Raw genomic sequence first — 12,599 nt, forward strand, 5'->3', positions numbered from 1 at the left:
CTAAAGAAATGAACTTTTCAAACAATCCATATGCGTTTGTGTATTTTAAAGGGAAATCAAAAAAAAAATGTAGAAATAGTACTTTGCTATAATTCAAAAGACCTAGCAATACTTATTGGAGGAGATATAGTTTGAATGAAAATATTGATCCTGTCTCTTCTTTTGATCCATTGCCACATGAACATTTATCAACTACTGATCCCGGTGATGAGACACAAAAAAGATTCAGATACCAGCACACATATACAGCTTTAATTGCATTTGAAATGTACAACGGAATCTTACCTTATAAAGAACTTTATTGTGAACATCATGAAGATATATTGGCGGTTAGAGAAGACGGAACATATCATGGGATTCAAGTTAAAACAAGGCAACTAACAGACGGAGCATTTGAAATAGGTGATAGTGCTATTACTGGTAGTCTAATTCGTTTTATTAAGCTCTCAAAACAGTTTCCGAATAAATTTTCAGGATTTACTATTGTTTCGAATTGCCCGTTTAGGAAAGATGAAACAGGAAAAAGTCTAGTTCATTTACTAAATCAGGTGAAGAAGGGAATGACTAAAGATTTCACTCCTAGAGACTTAAATAAACATTTGCAAGTATTGGTCGGCGAAACTGGAACATCAATGAATGAGATATTAAGTGTCTTAGCAATTACAGATGTCCAAGATGGCCCGGGAATGGATGACATTGATGCAAAAGTAATTAATGATCACATAGGCAAGTCAAAAGCATGCCAAGGTATTGCTATTGAAAAAATCAGAATGATTCATCGCCTTTTATGCGAAAAAATTTATAGTGCCTCTTCAAAGCGGGTCGAGAATGCAGTGAAAGATTATTCGTCGTTAATTGGTGGAAGTTCTATTGTAAATGCGGAGGAAATAAATACTAAAAGGATTACGAAGCATACTGTTTCACTACTTGTTGAAGATAATGTTAAAGGTGGAGTTTTTTTAAGCACTCGTGGTAGCGTTGACGGAATAACTCCTTCAGAATCAAGCCAACTCATGCGATACAAAATGTCCTGTGGTCTTGTAGATGTTGAAGATATTGACGTTATGGATGATTTACGAGCGGCCACAGAAGATTATTTTATTGAAAATAGTTATAGGGCTGAGAACAAGATGAAGTATTTAAGTGAATATCATCAGATTAGAACAATTGTTACTAATCAGTCTGTGGAGGCTAAGTCAAGGTGTAGAAAAGCAGATACACCATATGGGACTGACATGCTTCAAAACATTGAAGATCGGCTTAATGACATTTCCAAAACTCGTAAGGAAGATGTATTTCATTCTCCTTATGAAATTCTCAAAGGTTTAGTCGGTGTTCTCACAAATGAATGTAAGATTGCATTTAGTAAAGAGCCGATTGGAGGATGGAAAAATCGTGACTAAATCACTAATTGAATATGTAATATCTGTTGATGACCAAGAAGATTTGCATTTAGTGAGATTGATGATTCTGATGCATATCTTAACTGGGAAAAATCAAACAACCGTTTTGGAAGTATCCACGCTTTCAAAATTAGATTTCTTGTTAAGATATCCGGCGGCACTTGAACGGGCTTTAACCCATTTATCAAGTACTAAGGTTATTCAATTGTCGGAAGCAGAAAAAGATAACATCGAAACTAAAATGCTTTACTTTAGATATAGTCCGTGGAGTTCTACTTTTCGTCGCTTACTTGTGTTATTAGAAGCTAGATGCTTAATTAAATGGAAATTGATTGGTAAGAAAGTTGAATTTAGTTTGACTGATGATGCAGCCAGCGTTGTTTTAAAGTTATCGAAGGAAAAAGTATTTGTTGAAATGATTCAACAAAGCAAATTGATTAAAGCTCATATTTTGAAACTATCTACAGCGAAATTAAATGAACTAATGGATCGTGCTGTATCTGAAATAGCAATTAACTTTTGAGGAGTTTTTAAATGTGAATATTCGGTTGGTTAATCTTTCGTTACGATGTCGAAAAGCTGTTATTAATGTTCCTTTTGCTAAATCAATCACTTATTTCTATGGTAAGATGGGCGCAGGTAAGTCAACTGTATTACAACTTATCGACTTTTGTTTAGGGAATGAGCTAGTACAGACACCAGCGTTACAACAGGAGTTTAATGGGGCTGAATTAGATGTATTAATAAACAACTTTAGACATGTGGTTTTTAGCAGAGATAAGGGTTCAAATCAAGTCAATGTAACATGGATTGATTCAGGTTTCGAGGAAAGTTGGAGAATTCTTGTTCCTATATCGCCTAACAAGGATGGGATTCCGATTATCCCTTCTAGCTCTGTTTACAATTTATCTGATCTTATATTTTATTTATGCGATATTAAACCTCCGAGAGTACGTAAAAGTAAATTACGGGAGGACACCGAATTAATTCGATTGAGCTTTAGGGATCTTATGTGGTACTGCTATCTGAGCCAAGATGAAATCGACAGCTCGTTTTACTATTTAGGTCGAGAAGAGCATGATTATAAACGCTATAAAAGTCGTGACATTATGCGACTATTACTGGGGTTTCATCAAGAGAGTGTTGCTTATTTGGAAGGTGAACTTTACGAAACAAGAAGAACAAAAGCGTCGAAGTTGGAAGCAGCCAACCAGATAAACAATTTTTTGAAAGAAAACAATATTGCTGAAACATCAGGAATTTTAGTTGAATTAGAACAATTGAATGTTGAATTTGAGAAAAAGACGCAAGAGTTACGTGAACTTAAAAATTCAATTACTAAAAAGAACACCCATTTGGTCGATGAATATAAAGCCGCTGCTATGGCCTATTCAAGAACATTAATGGAACTATCAAAAGCTTTTTTGGATATAGAGGATCAAATAAAGACAAGAAAAAGACTACAAAACGAGTACAACATTACTTCAATGAAAGTAAACAGGTCGGTTGTTGCGAAAATAGCACTAAAAGGCGTCTCTTTTTGCTCGTGCCCGGAGTGTGGACAAGATTTAGATTTTGAGGTTCCAATTAATCATTGCAAACTTTGTACTCAAGAGATCAAAGAAGAAACCAGCTTTGAGGAGACTGAACTGCTTCAAGTTGATTTGAAGACTAGACAATTTGAACTTCAAGACTCCTTAATAAGACTTGAACGTCAAAAGAATGCAGTTGAGCTGGAACGAATGAACATTTCAAGAGAAAAAATAAAAATAGATCAACGTTTAGTAGAGCTTGAATCTGAGTATGATTCTGCATACTTGGCTTTTGCAAGAGAACTTGAGCGGGAGATTGGCGGCATCCAGGCAAGAAAGGAATCTCTAATGAAACTATTACCTCTACCCGCTAAGGTTGAACAACTTTATAAAGAAGTTGAAAGTTTAAGTGTCGAAGAGGAGAGGATAAAACGGGAGCTTAAAGAGGCAAGATCGAAAGCTGAAAAAGATGCGACTAACTTACAGGAACTTAAAGATCTTTTTCTCGATAATCTTTGGCAAGTAGGGTTCTCAGGTATCCACCAAGATGATTTGGTAGAAATAAATACAACCGACTTTATCCCACATATCGCAAGGATGGGACATGATGATTTATTTGTGATGAATTTCTCTAATTTGAGCAGCGGTGGAAAGAAAACGATATTTAAATGCTGTTTTGCTCTTGCAGTTCATCGACTTGCAGCTAAAAAAGAGATAGAAATTCCCTCATTCTTAATGATAGATACACCTATGAAAAATATAAGTGAACGCGAAAACAAAGATATATTTGAAGGGTTCTATCGTTTTATTTATCAACTATTTGCAACTGAACTTAAGGATAGGCAGCTAATCATTGTTGATAAGGAATATTTTGGACCTGAAGAAACATCGCTCAAAGAGTATTATTTAAATGAGGAACAAATTATAGTGAACCATATGACACCGGATGATGATGAACATCCTCCATTAATTCACTACTATCGCGGTCTTTAAGGATTTTAAAAGGGATAATTAACGCTCATGAACCATATAAATGATCCCCCTGAGCCTAAGTTTAGACCAGGCTCAGGTCATGGAAACCGATCTGGGAGCATTATTGCGTATAGAATTTTATTTTGTAGGTTTTATTATACACTATGCTATTTAATGTTTACGTCTATGTATATAATATAATCAGTTTCAGATAAAAGCCCCGCAATAATAGACAGCAAAGCTTACTTCTCTCCTCAATTAAAATGGAATAGACCCGTCTACAAAATCCGATTTATTAATATAATGTTTTCTCAATATTTTGTTGATATGATCGAGCCCACGGGATTCAGCTAATTGTAGAAGTTTGTATCCATCGTAATATACTTCAGCTAATTTAGGTTTAAGATCTCCTTGGTTATAACTTTCTAATAACTCCACGGCATCTTTGGTAAATTGTGCAGTCGTCATATAACATGCAGTTACTTTAAAATGCGGATTCTCATTCTCTAAATGTTTTTTTGCCCATAGTAGGGTGTTATTGAAAAACCATTTGACTGTATCACGTTTATCATAAGGACCTTTAGGTATGAATTTACTTGATTTATGTCCCTTTAGCTCAAATACGATAGCTTCTTTTAGACCCCGGTCAATAACTATCGCATCAAATTCATGCGGAAATTTACTTCCTTCTTCATTCACATCCTTATATATTTTGTTTGATTCAATTGAACCATTAGGATATAAAGCCTTAATGAGCGGATATAATAATACTTCAAATAAATCCCCCTTAATATTTTGCAAATTACCTTCTTGCCCACTTTCTTCCATAGTAAGCAGCGTATTAGCAACAAATTCTGTTAATTGATCGGACTCTGAATACTTTAATAACTGCAAATGTTTGATTCTTTTTAAACTCGTAATGATTTCAAGTATTCTTTCACCATATATAGTAGAAATGCCGAAATGTAGGAATCCTAGGCTTTTTAGTTGCTTTGCTGCGAATATTGAGATATCTCTAGTTATGACGATAGGTAAAACCTTCCTTTTATTTTTTGAACTATGTAATACGCCCTGGAGCCTGTTATACAGTCCCTGAACATCCATTGAATCATACTCCCGGTGAATCACCATATCTAATACAACCAACATTTGCTTATTTTCGGTGTTCTGATTGCTTGAATTAACCGTATTATATCCTGTTACTTTAGTATAGGCATACGCATCCCAAACGAAATTATTCTGTTCCGCTCCCTTTGAGGGGAAGGTCTTATTTCGGTAAATATAACTCTGATTATCTATAAAGTTATGAAGGGTTAGCCATCGTAACATATCAGGTAGAAGTGCGCAATCTAATTCCATATTAGCTTTATGTAGGATCGCTGCTTGATACGCGTGGTCTTCTGACATATAATCTTCAACGATGAATTTGATTCCTTCGTGATTTATCACTTTAACAAGCCTAAGTGTACTGAGATCGTCTAATATATTGGAAAGGGTGTCCATTTTTGTTTTTGTGCCATCTAACGGACTTGCAGTAATTTTCAAGGCTTCGTAAAACGATATTACACCATTACACTTTTCAATGGCAGTTAACAAACGGAAAACAGGAGGACGTTCTTTTTCGGCAATTTCCAAAATGTATCTCTTATGCAATACACTCTTGTAGTAACAATAGACATATTGTCCTTTTCCAAACGTAACAGGTGCGCTAGATTTAATCACGTGATCCTCTACAGCACGTTGAATAATCTTCCTGGCGTGAACAGCAGTGACACCAAATTTTTTTTGAATACGTTCATTTAATTCTTGACCTAACATGTATTTGTTTTGCTTATAAAAATATTGCTTTATCCAGCTACTATATTGATTCATATATCTCCCCGAGTGTAAAATTTGTCACACTGCTCTTATTAATATTAATTATTAAGACTGCCGCCTTCTCTTTCGTCGTTAGAACCCTTTTAGAATAAGGGCTGAAAAGGCATTGAAGCAGGGATTTCCGTCACAGAACTAATAGTTTCATCATATAATAATCCTTACTTTTTGACTTAACTATGCTATTTAAATTAATCGATATTTAATCCAAACGATATTCTTTGCATTTGTAGAGGTATCTAGCTTAGCTTAATAATTTTGGCAATAACACTAAAGCAACGATTTGCACCAATAGAAGTATAATAACAAAAATCAAATGAGTTTGGGTTATTTTGTCTTTTGTTGTTTTCTGGATTCAAAGTAATACAATCAAAAAAAACAGGAGGGGAGAATTTAAGATCAAGGATTTCAGCTTCTTACTAGGCAGTTCTTCGAAGCAAAACATTCAAAAAATGGGGGGGGGAGACCTTGCGGGTTATGCTTTGAAGAAAAACTTCTCTGCCTAGGCTTCGAAGAAAAAGCAACTGAATCCTTGGTTGTGACCTGACAACCAAGATCAACCTTCCCGATCGCGGCTTCCACAAGGACAAAGACGGCTTTTTACAAACCCCAACTTCCCTGGCTTCGCTTCTTCCGCTTTGGGGCTGGATACATGTTCATGCCCTGCTGGCTTGCCTATCCTTACCGATCCCTTATTCGTGGCAAACGGCTTCCTCGCCGATCGATTCCCCTTCCTACCCTGATGCCTGTCTGTCCAAGCGTTGTTTGGACAGACACCTGCATCATGAAGCAGGAGAATCGACCGAGGACGCCTGTGCAGCCGTGAATAAGGGTCGAGGTGAGGAGCAAGCCAGCAGGAGCATGAGCGTATCCAGCCCCAAAAGGGGGGAGGAGCGAAGCGCTGCGGGAGCGCGTTTGTAAAAAGCCGTCTGTCCTTGGCCGCGGCGCGAACGAGGGTTTTAAACCGATCCGAAGGATCAAAGCCGCTGCCGATGGCAACCGAAACGCCTCACGCTGGGCCTTATGCGCATAAACGGCTTGCCGCTGTTGATTCACTGAGCAGGGAGCTTGCGCCTTTCAAACCACTCCTGACAGCGTAGCCTGTCCGAATGAGTTTGAAAGACTGCAAGCCATCCCTGCAAGGAATCAACTTGGGGGCAAGCCGTTTATCCCTGCATAAGGCACAGTGAGGCTGTGGAGGTTGCCGGAGGCATGGGCTTTGATCCTTCGGTATTTTGATGCGCTTTGAGATTAGGAAGCGCGATGAAAGAAAAACCTTGCGAGGTTAATCGCAAGGTGATGCTAGATGAAATAATTATTAAACTTCATCTTCAATTTCTTGAATAATAGGTGAAAGAAGCATATCCTCCATTTCCATGATCCTTCCACGCTTTAGGGTCACTACTTTAAACATGTTATTTTGATTGTTGATGTCGTCACTATCTTTAAAATAAAGTAACCCATAAGAACCGGGTGAAATACTACCAATAAATTTATATATTTCTATAGGGTCGTATTTCCCGCTTGGCCTATGGTTATCGAGGCCAGAAAGCCAAAAATGGAACTCACCATTTACTGCTTTTAAATCAATAACGCCTGAATCCCATTTTAAGTCATTTATATATTCATGTATTCGATTGACAGCGTTTAAAAGTTTAATTTCATCGTCATCTGCTGTACTTTCTCTAATTGTAGCCCATCCGTGATATTCAAACATATATGCCCCCTCTTTACTATGGATTCAAAGGATTGATATCAATAATAATTTCTGTTTTATACCTTCCGGCATATTCATTTAATTGTCGCAGAACACTGTCGGCGGGCTGTCCTTCAAAATGGAAATATGCCTTTCTACCGGTTTCTAGTGCAGCTTCAATCGTAGCCTTAGCCTGATTCCTAAATTGCTTATCCAGGCTCTTTAGCGCAGGTTTTGTTTGGGCAACGTACTGATCACCTACCACATCAAATTCTCTTCCTGATGGGTCATTAGCAAACTTCACTCTGGATTCCCCACCAATTCTATTTGCTAATAAATCGGCTGCTGCATCGGGTTTATTTACTTTCATTAGAGCGCCGGAGTATCGTCCAGCTTCTTTTACTGCTGGAATTGATACTTGTACTGCTTTTACAGCTACTAGCCCCTCTGCAATTCCTTCGGCTATAATGTCGGGGCCAGCTAAAGAGAGAACAGTAGCATAATAGTAACCTAAATATTTAAAAGCATTGTCTTTGATATCCGTTAGGTGCTCTACAGTCGCCTGTTTCCACTGGCCTACATAATCACAGGCTACTTGTGGTCCCCAACAATGACCACTTGGATCAGTACGAGTTAGGGGATTATTCCCAACATAAGTGTAAAGATTTAGCGTTAACGGATTATCAATCTGCCCCTCATAGCTATCTTACGCTATAAAGCTCGACCCTCAAAGACAGAGAAGTCCTATCCATAAAATAGCATTTATTTACGGTTTTTGGAACAATTTTCAGTTGTTTATCAGCACATTCTTGGTTTTAAGCGGAACTTTCCATCTAACCCGCCAGTTACAGGAAAGCTCCAACCCATCAAAACCAAGATTGGCTCTCGCCCCTACGGTTGAGCTTCGTCCACACCTTTTTTTAAAAGACGGCTCACAAATTCATTTTGCATCTTGTTTCAACGGTTCCGACAGGCGATACACCGTTTTACTTTTGAGTATCCCATACACGATGTTCACAAGCCGCCGCATCACGCAGATGAATGCTTGTTTCTTCGTCGAGCAAGCGTTGTTGCTATGCTTGCGAAGGAACTTAGCAAGCCGCTCTGCCGTGATCTTCTCAGATTACGCGGAGAATGAAAGGTGCGCCAGAACGCATGCGCTGTTTACCGTCAATTTGGCTGAAGTAACGACGGTAGCTCGGGCGCATGTAGCTTAGAGGGGGGGGGCGTCGCGCAGCACACACGCTGCGCACCGAATTGGTTCCCACACCACAAGAAAGAGTTCTGGCATCCATTTCTTCAATCACTCCGCAATCATGACCCTCAGATATATTGCCATCAATCAGGACATAATGGAAAAGGCTATTGATAACTTTAACCTGCAAGCTGTTACTTTATTTTAAATGGAGAAATGTAAATGGCACTGGGTATGATATTTGAACAGAAACCCTAGCCTAATTTCTATTCTCCATTCCTTGTTTTTTACTATATAAACGCTTTGGTAGCGTTTTTTTCTTGAGTTTAGACAAGGTTCATTTACTTTATCGTCTATTTGTAAATGCTTTCATGCGGTACTGTAAATATAGCCCCCTTGGGCGTAATCAATAAAGCATTCATTAGGGAGGATACAACATGAGCAAGATGAAAAGAAACTTGGTCACTACACTGGGACTGACGTTAGCTGTTTCAATGACGCTTAGCGCGTGCGGCAGCAAAGACGCTGGCGATGCGAAAGGCAATGCGTCAACAAATAAACCTGTAGAGTTAATTTGGTATACGATTGGCACACCGCAAAAAGATGTTGACCGCGTTATGGCGGAAGTCAGCAAGTACACGGCTGAGAAAATCGGCGTAACTGTGAAGATGAATATGACGGACTGGGGCGACTACGCACAGAAAATGCAAGTCATGACAGCATCCGGCACACCGATGGATATTATGTTTACCTCTTCATGGGCATTTGATTACGTACAAAACGCACGTAAAGGCGCATTCAAGCCGATTGACGAGCTTTTGCAAAAAAATGGACAAGGCATCGTGAAAGCGTTAGATCCTGCGTTCCTGAACGGCTCCAAGGTAGACGGGCATAATTACGGCGTACCTGCCAACAAAGAGCTGCCAGCTCAAGACGTGTGGCGTTTCAACAAAAACCTGGTAGACAAATACAACCTTAATCTAGATAACGTGAAATCACTTGAAAGCTTGGAGCCGCTGCTTCAAACGATTAAAGCCAAAGAACCAAACGTTTACGGATTAGCCGTAGATAAAAATTACATGCCATACGTGCCATATGATTACATTATTGAGAAAATGCCAATGGCCGTGAGCGTAGACAATAAAGATTTCAAAGTGGTTAACATTTTGGATACACCAGAAATGAAACAAGCTCTGAAAACAATGAACAAGTATTACAAAGCGGGCTACGTTCCGACGGAAGCATCCACGTTGACTTCGCTGAATGATGTCCAAGTAACGGGCAAATGGTTCTCGGATAAAGCGACAAACCAACCATTCGCTGACAACCTGTGGTCGGCAAGCTACGGCTACCCGATTGTTTCCAAGCAAGCAAGCCCGGCTTTAATTTACAACTGGTCCGTTATGGGCTCTATGCAGGCGATTTCGGCGAATTCGAAATATCCGGAGAAAGCTATGGAATTCCTGAACCTGTTGAATACAGATCCCGTATTGCGCAATATGATCGACTCTGGGATTGAAGGCGTGCATTACAAAAAAGTCGGTACCGACAAAATGGAAAACTTACCGGAATCCAAAAATTACGATATGCCAACATTCTCTCTTGGTAACGTTCTGTTGACGTATAAAGATGTCAAAGATCCAGAGAACAAATGGGAAGAGTTCAAGAAGTTCAATGACACGGGCGTACCTGCGCCGCTGCTTGGCTTCAACTTCGATCCAACCAAGGTCATCAATGAAATCGCGGCTGTTCAAAACGTAAAAGAAGAGTTCTGGGCAACCCTGATGACAGGTACTGTTGATCCGGATAAATATATCCCGCTCGCGAATGAAAAGTTCAAAGCGGCTGGTCTGGATAAAATTATGGCAGAAGCGCAAAGCCAAGTTGATGCTTGGAGAGCTGCAAGTAAAAAATAAGTTTACATTAGCGATGAGGTGAATGTTCTGCATTCACCTGATCTTTTTATTCGCAACTAAGGTGAGGGGTGGAAAGTATGCAGAGAATAGGAGCATTCTTTAGAGATGTTAAACAAAGCCGCGTGCTGCTGCTTATGGCATTGCCAGCAACGCTTTGGTTCCTGTTCTTCTCTTATTTGCCGATGGCCGGTATGGTGATTGCTTTTAAGCAATATCGATATAGCCGTGACGGTTTTTGGGCAAGCATTATAGAGAGTAAGTGGGTAGGACTGCAAAATTTCAAATTTTTGTTTAGTACGAATGACGCTTATATCATTACGCGCAACACGCTTTTATACAACATTGTGTTTATTGTTTTGGGACTAGTGCTATCCGTCGGGTTAGCTATTATTTTGTCAGAAATTACGAATAAAAAACTAGCGAAGTTATATCAAACAGGGATGTTCTTACCCTACTTCTTATCTTGGGTTATTGTCGGCTATTTCGTATTCAGTTTCCTTAGCGTGGATAAAGGAATGCTTAATCATATTCTTCCTTGGTTCGGTGTCGATCCTATTCGGTGGTACAACGACAAGACGTATTGGCCTATTATTATTGTTCTCGTTTATCTCTGGAAATCGGTCGGATACAGCAGTGTTGTGTATTTGGCGGCAATTATGGGGATCGATAAATCACTTTATGAAGCAGCCATGATCGACGGTGCGAGCAAATGGCAGCAGATCAAACATATCACCTTCCCGATGCTGAAGCCGTTGATGACGATTCTGACGCTGCTTGCTATCGGACGTATTTTCTATGCGGACTTTGGTTTGTTCCTGCAAGTGCCTAGAGATTCTGGGACGCTATACTCGGTTACGAATGTTATTGACACGTATGTCTACCGCGGGCTTAAATCTACGGGAGAAATCGGCATGAGTACAGCCGCAGGCTTGTATCAATCTGTCATTGGTTTTGTTCTCGTTATGACATCCAACTATATTGTTAGAAAATTTGATAAAGATAATGCGTTGTTTTAATCACTTTTCGATGAAAGGAGGAATTTTGACGTGAAAACAGCTACTTTGAAGAAACCCCGTGATTTTCATAAATTACCGCCCACACTGAATATAATGGCACATCTTGCCGCGGGACTTTTCGCCATTGCCTGTGTGTTCCCGTTTCTGTTTGTGACGATCATATCGTTTACGGACGAGAAATCGCTGAACACGAACGGGTACCGCATTATCCCGGAGAAATGGAGTTTCGAAGCTTATCGCTATCTCTTCAAAGCCGGTGATCAACTGCTTATGTCCTATGGCGTTACCATCCTTGTGACGGTAGTAGGGACGATCGTAAGTTTGCTTTTAACTGCTACCTTTGCTTATGCCATTTCACGTAAAAGTTTTAAATTTCGTAATTTCTTCGGTTTTTTCGCTTTTTTTACGATGCTGTTCAACGGCGGACTTGTGCCGACTTATATTGTAATGACGCAGCTGCTCGGACTGAAGGATTCGCTCTGGGCGTTAGTTTTGCCGCTCGCCGGCAATGCATTTTATATCATGATTATGCGAACCTTCTTTAGTACATCCGTTCCGGATGCGATTATCGAATCTGGCAAAATAGACGGTGCCGGCGAATTCGGCATCTTCGTCAAGCTGGTGCTGCCGCTGTCCCTTCCGGGGTTGGCGACGATTGGCCTATTCAGTACCTTGGGGTACTGGAATGACTGGTTCAATGCGCTGCTCTATATTGATACGCCGAGTTTGGTGCCTTTGCAGTCAATGCTGATGCGTATTGAGAACAGCATGCAGTTCCTGCTCCAGAACACGAGCAATCCTTCTGTGGGCATAGGCTTGCTGCAATCGCTGCCGCAGGATACGTCACGGATGGCGATGGTCGTACTGGCTACCGGGCCGATTATTTTTGCTTATCCGTTCTTCCAGCGTTACTTCATTCAAGGTTTGACGATCGGTGCTGTGAAAGAATAAGAGGAAAATCACATTCGTGAATAGATAGATTTGGAGGACTTAC

The 12,599-nt window shown here is 39.8% G+C and carries 10 protein-coding genes; 7 read left to right on the top strand and 3 right to left on the bottom strand.

The features are described 5' to 3' along the window. Window positions 1–131 precede the first annotated feature (131 nt). The 3 genes from HQN90_RS14325 to HQN90_RS14335 are packed head-to-tail and all read left to right on the top strand — an operon-like array spanning window position 132 to window position 3,928. The gene (locus tag HQN90_RS14325; RefSeq protein WP_173219578.1) at window positions 132–1,403 is read left to right on the top strand and encodes a dsDNA nuclease domain-containing protein; all 1,272 of its coding nucleotides are present in this window, start codon (window positions 132–134) and stop codon (window positions 1,401–1,403) included. Beyond that, window positions 1,396–1,926, top strand: a complete 531-nt coding sequence (locus tag HQN90_RS14330) for a hypothetical protein (RefSeq protein ID WP_173219581.1) — start codon at window positions 1,396–1,398, stop codon at window positions 1,924–1,926. Before HQN90_RS14325 ends, HQN90_RS14330 begins: the two co-directional genes overlap by 8 nt. A gap of 13 nt (window positions 1,927–1,939) precedes the next feature. Then, window positions 1,940–3,928: an AAA family ATPase gene (locus HQN90_RS14335; protein WP_173219584.1), complete on the top strand. Its 1,989-nt coding sequence runs from the start codon at window positions 1,940–1,942 to the stop codon at window positions 3,926–3,928. Between the two features lie 237 nt (window positions 3,929–4,165). Here the strand turns inward: HQN90_RS14335 and HQN90_RS14340 are convergent, their stop codons facing one another. The 3 genes from HQN90_RS14340 to HQN90_RS14350 all read right to left on the bottom strand — a co-directional run bounded on the left by HQN90_RS14340 (window position 4,166) and on the right by HQN90_RS14350 (window position 7,848). Next, on the bottom strand, window positions 4,166–5,779 hold the full coding sequence (locus HQN90_RS14340) for a hypothetical protein (protein WP_173219587.1): 1,614 nt from the start codon (window positions 5,777–5,779) through the stop codon (window positions 4,166–4,168). A gap of 1,321 nt (window positions 5,780–7,100) precedes the next feature. Further along, window positions 7,101–7,499, bottom strand: coding sequence for an Imm7 family immunity protein (locus HQN90_RS14345; protein WP_173219590.1), 399 nt, complete (start codon window positions 7,497–7,499; stop codon window positions 7,101–7,103). Window positions 7,500–7,515: 16 nt separating this feature from the next. Beyond that, on the bottom strand, window positions 7,516–7,848 hold the full coding sequence (locus HQN90_RS14350) for a restriction endonuclease fold toxin (protein WP_173219593.1): 333 nt from the start codon (window positions 7,846–7,848) through the stop codon (window positions 7,516–7,518). Between the two features lie 640 nt (window positions 7,849–8,488). Between HQN90_RS14350 and HQN90_RS14355 the strand changes: the two genes are divergently transcribed. The 4 genes from HQN90_RS14355 to HQN90_RS14370 all read left to right on the top strand — a co-directional run bounded on the left by HQN90_RS14355 (window position 8,489) and on the right by HQN90_RS14370 (window position 12,556). Further along, a complete protein-coding gene (locus tag HQN90_RS14355) occupies window positions 8,489–8,695 on the top strand; it encodes a hypothetical protein (protein ID WP_173219596.1) in 207 nt (68 codons plus the stop codon). A gap of 415 nt (window positions 8,696–9,110) precedes the next feature. After that, a complete protein-coding gene (locus tag HQN90_RS14360; protein WP_173219599.1) occupies window positions 9,111–10,589 on the top strand; it encodes an ABC transporter substrate-binding protein in 1,479 nt (492 codons plus the stop codon). Window positions 10,590–10,666: 77 nt separating this feature from the next. Beyond that, entirely contained in the window at window positions 10,667–11,605 is a 939-nt protein-coding gene (locus tag HQN90_RS14365) for an ABC transporter permease (protein WP_173219602.1), read from the top strand. A 93-nt stretch (window positions 11,606–11,698) separates the two neighbouring features. After that, the gene (locus HQN90_RS14370) at window positions 11,699–12,556 is read left to right on the top strand and encodes a carbohydrate ABC transporter permease (protein ID WP_173219827.1); all 858 of its coding nucleotides are present in this window, start codon (window positions 11,699–11,701) and stop codon (window positions 12,554–12,556) included. Window positions 12,557–12,599: the final 43 nt, after the last annotated feature.

This window comes from Paenibacillus alba, from assembly GCF_013204855.1.
Taxonomy (GTDB): Bacteria; Bacillota; Bacilli; order Paenibacillales; family NBRC-103111; genus Paenibacillus_E; species Paenibacillus_E alba.